Source organism: Pseudomonas sp. G34 (assembly GCF_031119625.1).
GTDB lineage: Bacteria > Pseudomonadota > Gammaproteobacteria > Pseudomonadales > Pseudomonadaceae > Aquipseudomonas.
Genome location: NZ_JAVHZV010000018.1, coordinates 1 through 16,946, shown reverse-complemented (window position 1 = coordinate 16,946; position 16,946 = coordinate 1). Strand labels below are relative to the sequence as shown.

Genomic DNA, 16,946 nt, shown 5'->3' with positions numbered 1-16,946 from the left:
GTCGCCAAAGGCATCTATCCTCGGGTTCCTGTTGTGGGAGCGGGCCATGCCCGCGATTTGCCGAGTGACGCTCAGCTTGCAAACCTGGCCACTAGCTTGCCTGAGCCGCTGTAGCCTGGGTTGAGCGCAGCGATACCCGGGGAATCAAGCGCAGATTTAGCAAAACACTATATGCCCTGCCTCTTTATTCAATGCGCCCCATAACGCATCATTACGCCCCCTCAAAAATTCACCTGCCAGACGTTAAGGGATTAACCGATGGAGTACCCGTACATCAGCCACCATGGTGCCCAAGACGGCGTAACCGGCTCCTGCCACCAACTGCATATCACCCAGCACAGCAGCGTCCTCATCGACTGCGGCCTGTTCCAGGGCGCCGATGCATCGCCACTCGGTGCGCGGGCCGACCACCAACTCATCGAATTCTCGCTCGAGGGCATTCGTGCCCTGATCGTCACCCATGTGCACGCCGACCATGTGGGGCGCATTCCCTATCTGTTGGCCGCCGGCTTCAAGGGGCCGATCCTCTGCAGCGAGCCCTCGGCCAAACTGCTGCCCATCGTGCTGGAGGACGCCTTCAAGCTCACCTGCAGCCGGGACCAGAAGCAGGTAGAGCGCTACCTCAAGCAGGTACAGGAGCGAATCATCGCGCTGCCCTACGAGTACTGGTTCACCCTGCACAATGATCAAGGCCTGGAGGCCAAGGTGCGCCTGCAGCGCGCGGCCCATATGCTCGGCTCTGCCTACGTGGAAATCGATGTGCAGTACCGCCCAGGCGAAGCCAGCACGCGTGTCGTCTTCTCGGGCGACCTTGGCGCCCCGGGCGCGCCGATCCTCAAGCCCTGCGTGCCGCCACGCCGTGCCGATATCCTGGTGCTGGAAAGCACCTACGGCGACCGCCTGCACGAAGACCGCAGCACCCGCCGCCAGCGCCTGGAGCAGGTCATCGAGCATGCCCTGGCCAACAACGGTACCGTGCTGATACCCGCCTTCAGCGTCGGCCGCACCCAGGAACTGCTCTACGAACTGGAAGACATCATCCACAGCAAAAAGCTGGACACCGCCGCCGCTCCAGAAGCCCCTGTGGGAGCGGGCCACGCCCGCGAAAATCTTCAAGCCGCACCAAATGCCCCTGCTGAACCCGACTGGCCACGCCTGCCCATCATCCTCGACTCACCCCTGGCCAGCCGCTTCACCCAGGCCTATCGCGAACTTAAAGACCACTGGAACGACGAAGCCCAGGCCCGCGTGCAGTCCGGCAGAAGGCCGCTGGCGTTCGAGCAACTAATCACCGTCGACAGCCACGCCGCTCATCAGAAAATTCTCAATCATCTGGTCAGCAGCGCCCGGCCCGCCATCGTCATCGCCGGCAACGGCATGTGCACCAGCGGCCGTATCGTCAACTACCTCAAGGCCATGCTCGGCGACCCACGGCACGACGTGCTGTTCGTCGGCTACCAGGCCCGCGGCACGCCCGGCCATGCTATCCAGCGCTTCGGCCCGCGCAACGGCTATGTGGAATTCGATGGCCAGCGCTACGACATTCGTGCAGCCGTGCATAGCATCGGCGGGTACTCGGCACATGCCGATCAGGCGGGGTTGGTCGGCTTCGTGACAGCGATGGAGCAGTGGCCGGGGGAGATTCGGTTGGTGCATGGGGAGGAGGGGGCCAAGTCGGCATTGCGGCAAGCGCTGCTATGTCGATATGCGAGCGCGGGGCTGTCAGCGGTCATTGGCGGCGCGACTAATGGTGCGGGTTAGTGACGTCGGGACAAAGAGCGCTCTGGTAAACTATCCAACCGCGCCGCCTCGGCAGTAGCGGCGGGGCGTGAGCGATCCTAAGGCTGCTTATATACAAACGGTATGAGATTTTCGTCACACAGATGGCAAATTCTCAGTGAATAATGAGTAGAATGCGGTGCTCGACAGCGCCTGGCTCGGCATTCGATGCTATGGCCATCAGGAGCTACTTCTCGGGAGCGAATACGTAGGCATTCGTGCTCCCGGGTGTCGAGCGATGGTGAAGATCACAGCCTGCCTCAATTGCAGGCTCAAGAGGAATGTAGTGAAGGCAACGGTTTGCCTGAACCCGCGAAATGATGCCTGAAATTCAAAAAAGCCAGCGCTGCCATACCCCGTTCACTCGCTTGAGCTTGCGCATGCGCCTTCCTCTTCCTCATGCGTTTGGCGGCTCCGCCCGCTTTCTCCGTGCTCCTGGTTGGCCTCGTTGCAGCGCTGCCTTGCATGGTTCTCACCTGTGCAAATGGGGCATATACGAGTTTTCAGCCCACACTTCCTTCATTGCGAACTTACGGCCTTGCGCCGTTAGCGCTCGCCGTATGTCTTTTCTACCGCTTTGAAACAGGATGACTGAGTCTATGTCGCAAGCTCCCAATACTAGCCAGCAGAACGATGAAATCGATCTGGGCGAGCTCATACGTGCGCTATGGGCACGCAAGCGGCTGATCTTAGGCGTAACAGCAGTTGTCACCCTGATCGCAATCGCCTATGCCCTCTTTGCGACCAAGTATTACAAGACTCAGAGCGTGTTACGTCCGGTGGCAATGAACGTACTTGATGAGTTGAATGCCTCCCAAGTGTACAAGCTCACCCCAGATGAGGCGCTGCAGCGCGTGGGCTCGGGTATCAGCTCCTATGAATACCGCTTGGCCTTTTACCGTAAGCATCAGGATCTGTTCGGGCCGGACGCCATCAGCGACGATCAGACCTTGGAGCAGGGTTTGAACCAGATAAATGAAAGCTTCGCGATTCTTCGGCCAGACCCGAAGAAAAGCGACGGTGGTTTTCCTTACATAGGCTTGGCTTATACCTACCCTTGGGGAGTTAAGGGCGCAGATGTAGTCAATGGCTTGATCGAATATGTGATCGAGCAGGAGCGTATCGCTATTGCCAAGGATGTCGAGGTGATCATCCAGAACAGGTTGGAAAAGCTCGAGCAGAATATGGCTGCCGAGCGAGCGGCCTACCAAGCCGATAAGCAGGCGCAAATCGCTGGGCTGGAAGAGGGGGATGCACTCAAGCGCGCCCAACTCAATGATGAACTCAGTGCGTTGCGCAAACAGCTTCGCACCCGCCGCGACGATCGAATTGCGCAGTTGAACGAAGCTATTCTTATTGCCAAATCACTAAGCATCGAAAAGCCCAGCACGCCGTCCTCTTTGGGCGAAACCGCACAAGTTCCTGCGTCGGGCAATGTGATTCGCACCGAGGTCAACAACCAGCAGATTCCATTGTACTTCATGGGTAGCGAGGCCTTGGAAGCTGAACGTACCGCTCTGCAGAAACGCCGCTCGGACGATTTTACCGAGCCGCGCATCGCCAAGATTCAGACCGAACTGCGGCTACTGGAGCAGAACAGGCAGATTCAATTGCTCAAGCAACGCGAGGAAGAGGATCTGTTTATCGGCGACTATGCGAAATGGAGCAAAGAAGCCGCCGCGTTAAAAGCGCTGAATTTAGATTTGACTAAGTTGGAACTTGTAAATATTGATCAGCAGGCTATTTATCCACGCTCTTCAATTAAACCTAAGAGAATTATGATTTTGTTGTTTGGCATATTGGGTGGGGCTGTGCTGGGCGTCATTATAGCGCTCGGTACAATTATTCTGGCGCCACGAGCTATAGAGTGACTAATGAGCTGCTTGGCTATGGGTGTGCAGCTGATAAACGCAGTGCTCAATTAAAGCAACTCTTATGAGGTTTTTGTGAAGAAGATAGTTATTAATAAGTTTTCATCGAAAGAAGCGGTTGTGGGCATCGTCGGGTTAGGTTATGTAGGCCTTCCATTGATGTTGCGCTACAACGCTATTGGCTATCGCGTTCTCGGCATAGACATCGACAGTGAAAAGGTCAGCAAGCTGAATGCAGGCGAGAGTTATATCGAGCATATCTCGTCTGATTTGATCGGAAATGCGCTATCTAATGGCTTTGAGGCAACTGCCGATTTTTCACGAGCCGCGGAATGTGATGCTTTGGTGCTCTGCGTACCTACTCCTTTGAACAAATATCGCGAACCGGACATGAGCTTCGTGATCAACACCACCAACGCCATCAAGCCTTACCTTCGAGCGGGCCAAGTTGTGTCGCTGGAAAGCACTACCTATCCCGGCACCACCGAGGAGGAGCTCCTGCCCCGTGTTCAAGAAGGCGGCCTAGTTGTTGGCGAGAATATCTTTCTCGTCTACTCCCCAGAGCGAGAAGACCCAGGTAATCCGAATTTCGAAACTCGCACTATTCCTAAGGTGATTGGTGGCCACACGCCGGCATGCCTGGAAGTGGGCATTTCGCTCTATGAGCAGGCGATTGATCGAGTCGTTCCAGTGAGCTCCACGAAAGCCGCGGAAATGACCAAGCTGCTGGAGAATATCCATCGTGCAGTCAATATTGGCCTAGTCAATGAAATGAAGGTCGTTGCTGACCGGATGGGTATTGATATTTTTGAGGTGGTGGATGCGGCAGCAACCAAACCGTTCGGTTTTACCGCCTACTACCCGGGGCCGGGCCTAGGGGGGCATTGCATTCCCATCGATCCCTTTTATCTGACCTGGAAGGCTCGTGAATACGGTCTGCACACTCGTTTCATTGAGCTGTCCGGTGAGGTCAATCAGGCGATGCCGGAGTATGTCCTGAGCAAGCTGATGGACGGGCTTAATGAAAGCGGCAAGGCGCTCAAGGGGAGCCGAGTCTTGGTGCTGGGCATCGCCTACAAAAAGAATGTGGATGATATGCGCGAATCTCCCTCTGTGGAGATCATGGAACTGATCGAAGCTAAGGGGGGGCTTGTCGCCTACAGTGACCCCCATGTGCCGGTCTTCCCGAAAATGCGCGAACACCATTTCGAGCTGAGCAGCGAGGCATTGACGATAGAAAACCTGGCCAGCTTTGATGCGGTGGTGCTAGCCACTGATCACGACAAGTTCGACTATGAGCTGATCAAGCAGCATGCCCGCCTGATCGTTGACAGCCGTGGTAAATACCGTAGTCCGGCCGAGCACATCATCAAAGCCTGATCGGTCGCCATGCAGTTCCTGCCCTGCGAGGCTCTAGTGCTTAGTAGGGCGACTGTTTCATAAGGAATATCCATGAAGAATTTCGCCCTGATCGGCGCAGCCGGTTACATCGCCCCCCGTCACATGCGGGCCATTAAGGACACCGGCAATGTGCTGGTTTCTGCCTACGACATTAACGACTCAGTCGGTATCATCGACAGCATCTCTCCCCAAAGTGAGTTCTTCACCGAGTTTGAGCGTTTTCTTGAGCACGCTCACCGTATCAAGCGTGACCCGGCAACCGCACTCGATTATGCATCTATCTGTACGCCGAATTACCTACACCATGCCCACATTGCCGCGGGTCTGCGCTTGGGGTGTGATGTGATTTGCGAAAAACCATTAGTGCCAACTCCGGAGGTCTTGGATGAGCTGACGCTGATCGAACGAGAAACCGGTAAGCGCGTCTACAATATTCTACAGTTGCGCCATCATCAGGCGATTCTCGACCTGAAAAGTAAGGTTGCCCGTGAAAACGCTAGCCATAAGTACGACGTTGAGCTGACTTACATCACCAGTCGCGGGAGGTGGTATATGGAGAGTTGGAAAGGCGATCCGCGTAAATCCTTCGGCGTTGCAACCAATATTGGTGTGCATTTTTACGACATGCTGCATTTCATTTTCGGCAATCTGCAGCGCAACGTGGTGCATTATTCCACTGAGAACAAAGCCGCTGGTTACTTAGAGTATGAGAAGGCTCGGGTCCGCTGGTTCCTATCTATTGATGCGAATGACTTGCCTGATTCGGTAAAAGGCAAGAAACCTACTTACCGTTCCATCACCGTTAACGGTGAGGAAATGGAATTCTCTGAAGGCTTTACGGACCTGCATACCACCAGTTATCAAGAAATACTCGCGGGCCGTGGCTATGGCATCGAGGACGCTCGGCATTGTGTGGAAACTGTCAACACGATCCGCTCCAACGCTGTTATTGGTGCTCAGAATGATGAAGGCCATCCATTTCTCAAGAACCTGAGTTACTGAGGCGTCCATGGACTATCGGGTACATCCATCCGCCATTATCGATGAGGGCGCCCAGATCGGCGATGGTTCTCGGATTTGGCACTTCGTACATGTCTGTGGCGGTGCGCGCATTGGTAAGGGCGTGTCACTGGGTCAGAACGTGTTCGTTGGCAATAAAGTGGTAATTGGCGACCATTGCAAGGTGCAGAATAACGTTTCGGTCTACGACAATGTGACCCTTGAAGACGGAGTGTTTTGCGGACCGAGCATGGTATTCACTAACGTCTACAACCCACGATCACTGATTGAGCGCAAGAACCAATACCGGGATACCTTGGTTCAGCAAGGCGCAACGCTAGGCGCCAACTGCACCATCGTCTGTGGCGTGACCATTGGAGAGTTTGCTTTTGTCGGGGCCGGTGCGGTGGTCAACAAGGATGTACCTGCTTACGCATTGATGGTCGGCGTGCCGGCGCGCCAAATAGGCTGGATGAGCGAGTTCGGCGAGCAACTGGGGCTACCGCTTCACGGAGAGGGGCAGGTGGTATGTCCGCATACTGGTGCGCGTTATGTGCTGAGTGGCAATAAACTGAATAAAGTGGATGCGCAGTAATGATTGAGTTCATCGACCTGAAAGCTCAGCAGGCCCGTATCAAAGACAAAATTGATGCCAGTATTCAGCGAGTTCTGGCGCATGGTCAATATATTCTCGGCCCTGAAGTGGCTGAGTTAGAGGAAAAGCTTGCCGCTTATACCGGGGCTAAGCACTGTATTACCTGTGCTAATGGCACCGACGCTCTGCAGATTGCCCAGATGGCTTTAGGGATCGGTCCGGGTGATGAGGTCATTACCCCGGGATTCACGTATATAGCAACGGCAGAAACCGTCGCCCTGTTAGGTGCAAAGCCTGTTTACATAGATATTGATCCACGGACATTTAACCTCGATCCGATATTATTGGAAGCATCCATCACTCCTCGTACCAAGGCAATTATCCCGGTATCTCTCTATGGTCAGTGTGCCGACTTCGATTCCATCAACGCTATTGCCGCTAAATACGGTATCCCGGTAATCGAAGATGCTGCACAAAGCTTTGGTGCCACATACAAGGAAAAACGTTCTTGTAACCTGACCACTATTGCTTGCACCAGTTTCTTCCCTAGCAAGCCCTTGGGTTGTTATGGCGACGGCGGTGCGATTTTCACCAATGACGACGAGTTGGCAAAGGTACTGCGCCAGATCGCCCGGCATGGCCAGGATCGCCGCTATCACCATATCCGAGTGGGAGTGAATAGCCGCTTGGATACCCTGCAGGCTGCCATTCTATTGTCCAAGCTGGATATCTTCGAAGACGAAATTGCTCTACGCAAGCAGGTTGCAGCTCGCTACAACGAGCTACTGGCACCTGGCAGGGCTGATGGCCTTGCGAGCAGGGCTTCTGGCATCATTGCAATCCCCCACATCGAACCTCACAACACAAGTGCTTACGCCCAGTACACCATTCGCGTCCGTGATAGGGAGGTCGTTCAGGAACAACTGAACAAGGTCGGCGTCCCCACTGCTGTGCATTACCCGATTCCGTTGAATAAACAGCCGGCTGTGGCTGACAGGGCTGCTAGTTTGCCGATAGGTGATGAGGTGGCAGAACAGGTGATGAGTCTCCCTATGCATCCATATATGAATGCTGAAGTGGTCGAGAAAATTGTGCGGAGCCTGGTTAAATAGAATGAAAATTATCGTAACGGGTGGCGCTGGCTTCATCGGTTCGGCTGTCATCCGCCACATTATTCGTAACACCGACGACACTGTGGTCAACCTCGACAAATTGACTTATGCCGGAAACCTTGAATCGCTTATCGAAGTAAGCGACAGCGAACGTTATGTTTTTGAAAGAGTAGATATTTGCGACCGTGCTGCGCTAGAGCGTGTGTTTCGCGAGCAGCAACCAGATGCGGTAATGCATTTGGCTGCAGAGTCCCATGTTGATCGTTCAATCGACGAGCCGGCCGCTTTCATCGAAACCAACATCGTCGGCACCTACACGATTCTGGATGTCTCTCGCCATTACTGGCAAGGCCTGGATGAAGCGCGCAACGCGGCTTTCCGCTTCCATCACATCTCAACTGATGAGGTGTACGGTGACCTGGAAGACCCCAAAGAGCTGTTCTCCGAAATCACCCCTTATGCCCCGAGTTCACCCTACTCGGCAAGCAAGGCCAGTTCCGACCACTTGGTGCGCGCTTGGGGTCGTACCTACGGCCTACCGACGTTGGTTACCAACTGCTCGAACAACTACGGACCCTATCACTTTCCTGAAAAGCTCATCCCGCTGATTATCCTCAATGCTTTGGAGGGCAAGGCACTACCGGTTTACGGCAAAGGTAATCAAGTGCGCGATTGGCTCTATGTGGAGGACCACGCCCGTGCCTTGTACAGAGTGGTGACCGGGGGAAAAGTGGGGGAGACTTACAATATCGGTGGTCACAATGAGAAGCAGAACATCGAGGTCGTGCATACCCTTTGCGAGTTACTCGATGAATTATGCCCCGACTCACTGTATTGCCCGCACGCCTCATTGATCACTCATGTTCAGGATCGCCCTGGTCACGACCTGCGTTACGCCATCGATGCCAGTAAGATCCAGCGAGATTTGGGCTGGACGCCAGAGGAAACCTTCAATTCGGGTATTCGCAAAACCGTCGAGTGGTACCTGAAGAATTTGGAATGGTGCCGTCGCGTACAAGACGGTAGTTATCAGCGCGAACGCCTAGGCGTCTCGGCATGAGGATTGGCAACCTATGAAAGGTATTATTCTCGCCGGTGGGGCGGGTAGCCGGCTGTATCCTATTACCAAAGGTGTGTCCAAGCAGTTACTGCCGATCTACGACAAACCTATGGTGTATTACCCGCTGTCGGTACTTATGCTCGCCGGCATTCGTGACATCCTGTTGATCAGCACCCCTGATGACATTGGTGGTTTTCAGCGTCTGCTTGGTGATGGCAGTGAATCCGGTATTCGGCTCAGCTACGCCGTACAGCAAAACCCTGATGGACTGGCGCAAGCGTTCATCATTGGCGAAGAGTTCATTGGTAGCGATTCGGTATGCCTGGTGCTGGGCGACAATATCTTCTACGGACAGGGTTTTGGTTCTTTAGTGCGCGATGCAGCCAGCCGTGGCAAAGGTGCGACCGTGTTCGGTTATCACGTCAAGGATCCAGAGCGTTTTGGTGTGGTTGAGTTCGATTCCGATAAACGTGCCATCTCCATCGAGGAAAAGCCGCTTAAGCCCAAGTCTAACTATGCAGTGACTGGCCTGTATTTTTATGACAACGACGTAGTCGAGATCGCCAAACAGGTAAAACCATCTGATCGTGGTGAGTTGGAAATCACCAGTATCAACCAGGCATATTTAGAGCGTGGTGATCTAAGCGTCCAACTACTCGGACGCGGTTTCGCCTGGCTCGACACTGGTACACATGAAAGCTTGCTAGAAGCCAGTCATTTTGTCGAGACTATCGAAACACGGCAGGGCTACAAGATCGCATGCTTGGAAGAAATCGCTTTTTATAATGGCTGGCTAAGTGTCGACGAGCTGCGGAAAATCGGCCGGGCTTTAAGTAAGAACAGTTACGGTCACTATCTGTTGTCCTTGATAAAATGAAGATTCTTCACATTGCTGAACCCCAAACTTTTACTAAGCCGTTTTTTGAACTTATACAGAGGGAAGTTGACCCAGCGCAACATTTTATATTGAGCCATACACGGGTTGGTGAATGGCCGAGGGGGCTTAATATAAAAAAATATAGTGCGACTGGTGTTTCCTGGGTTTTAGCATTTTTCCGGCATGCGAATAGTGCGGAAAAAATTATACTGCATGGTCTTTGGGATTTTTATGTAATAGTCCTTCTTTTTTTTCAACCTTGGCTTCTGAAAAAATGCTATTGGATGATTTGGGGAGGGGATTTATATGACTATATGTCTAATTGCAGAGGCTGGAAGTGGTGGTTGAGGAACCTATTTAAGCGCCCTGTAATTAGAAGTATTGGTAATTTGGTTACATATCTTGAAGGTGATGTTGAGCTTGCGCGTAAATGGTACGGTGCCACCGGAAAGCATCATGATTGCGTTATGTATACAAGCAATGTATATCGAAATTACGGTGTAAAGACCAAGCCGCATAGTGGGATCAATATTCAGATTGGTAATTCGGCAGACTCAAGTAATAATCATTTAGAGATTCTTGAAATGCTTGCTCCATTTTGTGGAGAAGATATCGCGATCTATGCTCCTCTCTCTTATGGTAATGAAGAATATGCTCGATCTGTGATAAGGGCGGGAAAAGAAAAGTTTGGGGATAAGTTCAAGCCGCTTACTGAGTTTATGCCGGTTGACCAGTATCTGGAATTTCTCGGAAGGGTTGATATTGCCATTTTTAACCACAGGCGGCAGCAGGCTATGGGCAACATCATAACCCTTTTGGGGCTGGGTAAGAAGGTTTATATGAGAAGTGATATTACTCCGTGGTCGATGTTCAAAAAGATAGGGGTAAAAGTTTATGATATTTCAGGTCTTGAGTTGGTAGCAATGGATGATTATTTCGCTAAGTCTAATAGTGCGATGATTGAAAGTGTTTTTTCTAAAGAAAAAATGGTGCATCAACTGAAAAAAATATTTGAGGGGTGATCCATGGCTTACTACTCAGATGAGCAGCTCAATCAGATGGGCTTTCGACATCTTGGCAAAAATGTCAAGGTCAGCGATAAAGCAAGTATCTATAATGTTGATCAAATTGAGATTGGCGATAACTCCAGGGTTGATGACTTTTGTGTCATATCAGGCAGGGTTCGAATTGGTAAGTTTTGCCACATAACGCCCATGTGTCTGGTGGCTGGCGGAACTCCCGGTATATCCTTTTCTGATTTTTGCACGCTAGCATATGGGGTAAAAGTATTTTCCCAGTCAGATGATTATAGTGGCGCAACACTGACCAATTCTTTGGTTCCTCGTAAGTTTAAGAGAGAGGTATTCGAGGAAGTTACATTGGGTAAACATGTCATCGTTGGTGCCGGCTCTATAATATTTCCAGGGGTTCATGTTGCTGAAGGTTGCTCTTTTGGCGCTATGACTTTAATCAACAAAAGTACCCTGCCGTGGGGGGTCTATGTCGGTAATCCGGCACGCCGGCTCAAAGAAAGAAAGCAAGATCTACTCGCGCTGGAGCAAAAATTTCTAGAAGAGATTTACAATGATCCCATTTAACAAACCGCCCTATACCGGTAACGAAGATCAGCATGTGCTCGCTGCTATGCGTAGTCCGAAAATCTCGGGCGATGGAGAGTTCAGCAAACGCTGCCAGGCATGGTTTGAGGAAAAGTTAGGATGCAAAAAAGCACTTCTGACGCCTTCCTGCACGCACGCGCTAGAGATGGCAGCGTTACTTATTGATGTGCAAGCTGGCGATGAAATCATCATGCCAAGCTACACGTTTGTCAGTACAGCCAACGCCTTTGTCTTGCGTGGTGCGAAGATCGTTTTCATCGATATTCGCCCGGATACGATGAATATTGATGAACGCCTGATCGAAGCGGCGATTACATCCAAGACTAAAGCCATCGTGCCTGTCCACTATGCGGGTGTAGCCTGCGAGATGGACGCCATCATGGACATAGCCTCCCGTTACCAGCTCTTTGTCATCGAAGATGCTGCTCAAGGCATGATGGCTACTTACAAAGGCCGTCCGTTGGGCAGCATCGGTCACATGGGGGCTTTCAGTTTCCACGAAACCAAGAACTACACTAGCGGCGGAGAAGGTGGCCTACTGATCATCAACGATGAGCGCTTTATAAATCGCGCTGAAATCATCCGCGAAAAAGGCACTAACCGCAGCCAGTTTTTCCGCGGGATGGTAGACAAATACAGCTGGGTTGATATTGGTAGCAGCTATCTGCCCTGTGATATTCAAGCAGCCTTTCTGTGGGGGCAGTTAGAAAAGTCTGAAGAGATCAATCAGAATCGCTTGCAGATATGGAATGCGTACTGCGAGGCTCTATCTCCATTAATCGCAAGTGGTAGAGTCATAGTGCCCTCTATACCGGAAGGTTGTGTTCATAATGCACATATGTTTTACGTAAAGGTTCACGACCTTTATGAGCGAACAGCTTTGCTTGAACATTTGAAGGGGCGAGAGGTGTTTGGTGTTTTTCACTATGTACCGCTTCACTCAGCTGTCGCTGGTCCACAATTCAGCCGTTTTCATGGTGACGATCGATACACAACCAAAGATAGCGAGCGTCTGATTCGTCTGCCCATCTGGTACGGAATGAAAGAGCACGAACTGGTTCAGGTTATTGACTCGGTTTTAGAGTTTTTCTCTTGAACGCAAAGAAAGTTGTCTCTTTTGCCGTTGGTCCCATCGGTGGAGCCGCTTTAGGCTTTATCACGCTACCGGTTGTTACCTGGTTTTATTCGGCCGAGGATATCGGTCGGATTGCCATGCTACAGGTGGTTTCCAGTTTCTGCGTCCTGCTATTTAGTCTAGGCTTGGATCAGGCATATGTCCGTGACTACCACGAATCGGTAGATAAGCCTGCGCTACTCAAGGCTGCCTTGTTGCCGGGCTTGCTACTACTTGTTGTGGGCTTAGCGTTTTGCTTTATAGTGCCAGATTTTATTTCGCAAGCACTCTTTTCCGTGGACAGTGTACTGATCAGTGTTTTAGTTGCATTGTGTTTTGGAGCCACGTTTGTTTCGCGTTTTCTATCCTTGATCTTGCGCATGCAGGAAAAGGGCTTGGCATTTTCGATGAGTCAAGTTTTGCCTAAGTTACTTTTTCTTTCTGTGATCGGTTTTTATATCCTCTTTTCATTTGGCTTTGATTTTCTCTATCTGATAATTGCTCAGACGCTTTCAGTTGTGGCTGTTACCCTAGTTTATGGTTGGAATACCCGTCAGGAGTGGTTGGCAGCATTAAGTCGAAAGATTGATAGAGAAAAACTGAAACCCATGCTGCGCTTTGGCGCGCCTCTGATAATGGGCGGAGTGGCGTTTTGGGGGTTGACGGCTATGGACAAACTATTTTTGCGTAGCCTCTCCACTTTCGAAGAACTGGGTATCTATTCAGTGGCATCTAGCTTTGCCGCTGTCGCTGTCATTTTGCAGAGCATATTTTCGACAGTCTGGGCTCCAACGGTCTATAAATGGGCTGCAGAAGGTATCAATACCGAACATATAGATCAGATTACGGAGTATGTGTTGGTTGCAGTGGTTATTCTATTTTCGCTGGCCGGAATTTTTTCTTGGGTCGTCACCTATTTGTTACCGCCCTCGTATGCAAGCGTTCAATATGTTCTTGTTCCCTGCATGGCTTACCCACTGTTCTACACCCTTTCGGAGGCAACGGGCGTCGGCTTAGGTATTGCCCGGAAAAGCGCCTATACGATGATCGCATCGATTTTGGCGGTCGTAATCAATTACATAGGGAACTATTGGCTCATCCCAATTTTTGGAGCGGCAGGAGCGGCTATAGCAACGGCCTCAGCTTTTTGGGTCTTCCTTGTCGTTCGTACAGAGTTCGCAATTATAGTGTGGCGCAGGATGCCGAGATTAAAGCTATATTGTCTGACTTTAACTTGTTTAGTGGTGTCAATTTTTTTCGTGTTTCTAGGGCGTGAGCATTATTCGTTATTTGTTTTGTTGTGGTGTGGCGGGCTTTGCGTGTCTTTGTTGAGTCTTTTTTTGAAAAGGGGGGTAAAGGTGTAGTGTTCAATTTTCACTTTCCATAATATGATGGCTCTGATTGGTTTCTGCTTTTTTGTGTATGATTTTAGTTTAATGGTTTTGAGGTTGTCTTTTTAGGTTTTTAATGTTGTAGGTTGAAGCATGCTAGTATATATGTTGTTTTTCTTTTTTGTTGTTGGGGCGGCGCTTGTTGCTCGCAAATTACCTGATTATCAATCATCTATTCTACTCGGGGTGATTTTTTTTGTTTTGCTTTTGTTTGCAGGACTTCGAGGATTGGTCGGGTCTGATACAATTTCTTATCTAAGTGCTTATAAAAATATATCCGACAAAGATTACTTTCTTTATTCGGTCGGGAGGATGGAGCCTCTATTTGTTATTTTCATGTGGCTGCATAAGAATGTTTTTGATAGTGGTCTTGCTTATATTTTTACAATGTCTTTGATTCAGGTTGTTTTGCTTTGGAAGGTTTGTAAGTATAGTTCTGATAAATGTCTTTTTTTGGTTGCGTATGTTTTGATTTTCTATTTGAACTTCCATTTCAATATTGCTAGGGCTGCAATTGCATCTATGTTGCTTCTATATTCCCTATGTAGCAGGTCTCGTGCTGCAAGCGTTCTTGCAGCAATTTTGGCGCCGGGGTTTCATGTCTCTGTTTTGTTATTTTACCCACTGTTTTTTTCTCGCTTAAGTTTGAAGGTTTTTTCTCTTTTTCTGCTGTTTTGTTTTTTTGCTTTAGTTGTTTTTTATGAAGATTTTTATGAGTTCTCATTAAAGTTTAGGTATTATATAGACTACTTGCAGGGGGCTGTAGGGTTTTCTTTGTATGGGTTCTTGATCTCTATAAATGTATTGGGTTCTGTTCTTTTTCTCCCGAGAGTTGGGCGCTTGTTTCTCTTTAGCGCCTTCTACTTAATTGTTGCAGTGGTTGCTTATAGTTTTTATCCTATCGCCTATAGGTTCATAACAATTGCTTTGTTGGTTTACTTGTTCTTTCTTTTGGAGACGCTTTCTAGGTTGAGGTACTCATGGGGGTATATGTTTTTTTGGCTCCCTGTTATCTTGAGTTTTGGTATTTTAGTGTATGGCATTTCAGAGGAGCGCATTATTTTGGAGCGTAGGATCGCTTCTGGTGAGCCGCTCGAGAATGCTCTGGAGTCAACATATTTGCCGTATGAGTTTTATTGGTTGGATAGTGGTATCGATAGTCTTTAGTTTTAGTATCTCCTATTGAGCTCTGCTTCCTTCTAGGGCAGTGGCGGGAAAACCTAAGTGCAACACCTAATCCATTCGTCAAGGGGCTGCACCATGACCTATACTGCGCCACCATTCAGGTTGGTCGCAGGCAAGGCGCAGTTTCTGCTGCATGAACTTGAAGAGGAGAGTACGCTGACTTATCTTCTTAATACGATCATTTGAGTGTCCTTTGTTATGATTTATTATGTTTTTTATTATTGGTAGGGGACCTATTGCGCGATTTTTTGTTTTCTGTTAGCCGGTATCTGTCTGCGCTCTTTGGCTTCGATTATGCTGATCTGGAGCGTAATGTATTTCGATGTCACTATGGTTCTAGTATGGATTTCACAGGCAATGCAGATGCCTCTTACATAGCTGAGGCTTATATAGGATTTGGCTTGACGGGTGTTATTTTGTTTTCCACGGTGCTTGGTGCAGTATTTGGCGTTATTGTAAAGTCCGGGGTTAAACCATTCGTTTGCTCTCTGCCTATCAGTGCTATAGGGTTGCTCCAGTGCTTCTTTTTTATCAATATTGTTCAGCGGTGGGTTATTGTTTTTTTTGATTTTATTTGTGTTTTTACTAAAAAGGATTGGGGTTGATGTGTTTGGTTAGTTTTTTGGTTCCGGTTAAGAACGAGCAAAGCTATATTTGCGATGCTATTGACTCGCTACTTGCGATAACCACTATTGAGTACGAAGTTCTTTTTGTTGATGATGGCTCAACTGATGATACTGTTGCTCTTATAGAGTCTTACGATGATCCACGTATAAAATGCTTTTTGGGTGGTGGGAAAGGCAAGGTTGCTGCCTTGAATTTGGCTTATGAGCAGTCATCTGGGCAGTTTTTTATTTTGTTTGCTGGTGACGATATCTTATGCCCTGATGTGGTTGTGGATCGGATTGCTCCATTTGCTGCTGTGGATATGGCTGCAATTAGCTTGTGTAAAGTCCGAATGTTTTCCTTGGATGAGCGTTACAATAATATTATTATTCCAAAGTCTCCTGGTCGGGGCGCCTCAACTGGTGGAGGAATGGCGTTCAATAAAAAGTTTGCAGATTGCATTTTTCCGATTCCCGACGGTCTTCCAAATGAAGATACTTGGATTAAAGCATTCGTAGACTTCGGGTTTTGTAAGGTTTTTCATGTTCCTCTAGTCGGGCTGAACTATAGAATTCACTCCGGGAACTCTATTCGGCGAGATGTTGATTTTCATAAATTCTCAAACCAATTGCATGTTCGCGAAAGAGCAAACAAATTGTTTGAGGAGCGTCATGCGTTTGGTTTGTCGTTGCGCTCTAGACGTTTGCTTCGGCAACGCTGCTCTGCTCAAGATGATCGTTATCATGGTCGATGGATTAAAATATTTTTTTACTTTTCTCTTCCGCTCAAAGAACGGGTTTCTTTAATTTTTTATTCTAATAGTGTTTTCTATTATTTTAGGCAGCGCTTTTATAGTTTTTTTAGCGGAAGGTAATTTCATGAAAAAAGCTCTCATCACCGGTATCACAGGTCAGGACGGTTCGTACCTCGCCGAGTTCCTGCTGGAAAAGGGTTACCAGGTGCATGGCATCAAACGCCGCGCGTCGTCCTTCAACACCCAGCGTGTGGATCACATCTACCAGGATCCGCACGTCGATAACCAGAACTTCATCCTCCACTACGGCGACCTCAACGACTCGTCGAACCTGACCCGCATCATCCAGGAAGTGCAGCCTGACGAGGTCTACAACCTCGGCGCGCAGTCCCACGTGGCGGTCAGCTTCGAAGCCCCGGAATACACCGCCGACGTCGATGCCATGGGTACCCTGCGCATTCTCGAGGCCATCCGCCTGCTGGGCCTGGAAAAGAAAACCCGTTTCTACCAGGCCTCGACCTCCGAGCTGTACGGCCTGGTGCAGGAAACCCCGCAGAAGGAAACCACCCCCTTCTACCCGCGC

16 protein-coding genes are annotated in these 16,946 nt (G+C 49.7%); all 16 read left to right on the top strand.

The genetic code is table 11. The features are described 5' to 3' along the window. The first annotated feature begins 258 nt into the window (after window positions 1-258). Window positions 259-1,761, top strand: coding sequence for an MBL fold metallo-hydrolase (locus QYS36_RS12550; RefSeq protein WP_308839798.1), 1,503 nt, complete (start codon window positions 259-261; stop codon window positions 1,759-1,761). A 617-nt stretch (window positions 1,762-2,378) separates the two neighbouring features. Further along, window positions 2,379-3,650 (top strand): Wzz/FepE/Etk N-terminal domain-containing protein, encoded by a 1,272-nt coding sequence (locus QYS36_RS12545; RefSeq protein WP_308839797.1) that lies wholly within the window; start codon window positions 2,379-2,381, stop codon window positions 3,648-3,650. 75 nt (window positions 3,651-3,725) lie between these two features. Next, the gene (gene wbpA, locus QYS36_RS12540; RefSeq protein WP_308839796.1) at window positions 3,726-5,030 is read left to right on the top strand and encodes a UDP-N-acetyl-D-glucosamine 6-dehydrogenase; all 1,305 of its coding nucleotides are present in this window, start codon (window positions 3,726-3,728) and stop codon (window positions 5,028-5,030) included. Window positions 5,031-5,102: 72 nt separating this feature from the next. Then, window positions 5,103-6,053 (top strand): UDP-N-acetyl-2-amino-2-deoxy-D-glucuronate oxidase, encoded by a 951-nt coding sequence (gene wbpB, locus QYS36_RS12535; protein WP_308839795.1) that lies wholly within the window; start codon window positions 5,103-5,105, stop codon window positions 6,051-6,053. Window positions 6,054-6,060: 7 nt separating this feature from the next. After that, window positions 6,061-6,645, top strand: coding sequence for a UDP-2-acetamido-3-amino-2,3-dideoxy-D-glucuronate N-acetyltransferase (gene wbpD, locus QYS36_RS12530; protein WP_308839794.1), 585 nt, complete (start codon window positions 6,061-6,063; stop codon window positions 6,643-6,645). Beyond that, on the top strand, window positions 6,645-7,757 hold the full coding sequence (locus QYS36_RS12525) for a DegT/DnrJ/EryC1/StrS family aminotransferase (RefSeq protein WP_308839793.1): 1,113 nt from the start codon (window positions 6,645-6,647) through the stop codon (window positions 7,755-7,757). Before wbpD ends, QYS36_RS12525 begins: the two co-directional genes overlap by 1 nt. A 1-nt stretch (window position 7,758) precedes the next feature. After that, entirely contained in the window at window positions 7,759-8,817 is a 1,059-nt protein-coding gene (gene rfbB / locus QYS36_RS12520) for a dTDP-glucose 4,6-dehydratase (protein ID WP_308839792.1), read from the top strand. Window positions 8,818-8,830: 13 nt separating this feature from the next. Continuing rightward, window positions 8,831-9,694: a glucose-1-phosphate thymidylyltransferase RfbA gene (gene rfbA, locus QYS36_RS12515; RefSeq protein WP_308839791.1), complete on the top strand. Its 864-nt coding sequence runs from the start codon at window positions 8,831-8,833 to the stop codon at window positions 9,692-9,694. After that, window positions 9,691-10,716, top strand: coding sequence for a TDP-N-acetylfucosamine:lipid II N-acetylfucosaminyltransferase (locus QYS36_RS12510; RefSeq protein WP_308839790.1), 1,026 nt, complete (start codon window positions 9,691-9,693; stop codon window positions 10,714-10,716). The genes rfbA and QYS36_RS12510 overlap by 4 nt, the downstream gene beginning before the upstream one ends. Window positions 10,717-10,719: 3 nt before the next feature. Further along, complete coding sequence (locus QYS36_RS12505) at window positions 10,720-11,292, top strand: acyltransferase (protein ID WP_308839789.1); 573 nt, start codon at window positions 10,720-10,722, stop codon at window positions 11,290-11,292. Then, window positions 11,279-12,409 (top strand): dTDP-4-amino-4,6-dideoxygalactose transaminase, encoded by a 1,131-nt coding sequence (rffA, locus tag QYS36_RS12500; RefSeq protein WP_308839788.1) that lies wholly within the window; start codon window positions 11,279-11,281, stop codon window positions 12,407-12,409. The genes QYS36_RS12505 and rffA overlap by 14 nt, the downstream gene beginning before the upstream one ends. Next, entirely contained in the window at window positions 12,406-13,791 is a 1,386-nt protein-coding gene (locus QYS36_RS12495; RefSeq protein ID WP_308839787.1) for an oligosaccharide flippase family protein, read from the top strand. The genes rffA and QYS36_RS12495 overlap by 4 nt, the downstream gene beginning before the upstream one ends. A gap of 120 nt (window positions 13,792-13,911) precedes the next feature. Beyond that, window positions 13,912-14,985, top strand: coding sequence for an EpsG family protein (locus QYS36_RS12490; protein WP_308839786.1), 1,074 nt, complete (start codon window positions 13,912-13,914; stop codon window positions 14,983-14,985). Between the two features lie 359 nt (window positions 14,986-15,344). Further along, complete coding sequence (locus tag QYS36_RS12485) at window positions 15,345-15,608, top strand: hypothetical protein (RefSeq protein ID WP_308839785.1); 264 nt, start codon at window positions 15,345-15,347, stop codon at window positions 15,606-15,608. Further along, complete coding sequence (locus tag QYS36_RS12480; RefSeq protein WP_308839784.1) at window positions 15,608-16,483, top strand: glycosyltransferase family A protein; 876 nt, start codon at window positions 15,608-15,610, stop codon at window positions 16,481-16,483. The genes QYS36_RS12485 and QYS36_RS12480 overlap by 1 nt, the downstream gene beginning before the upstream one ends. 4 nt (window positions 16,484-16,487) lie before the next feature. Further along, window positions 16,488-16,946 (top strand): GDP-mannose 4,6-dehydratase (locus QYS36_RS12475; RefSeq protein WP_308839783.1); only part of this gene is annotated, 459 nt, incomplete at its 3' end.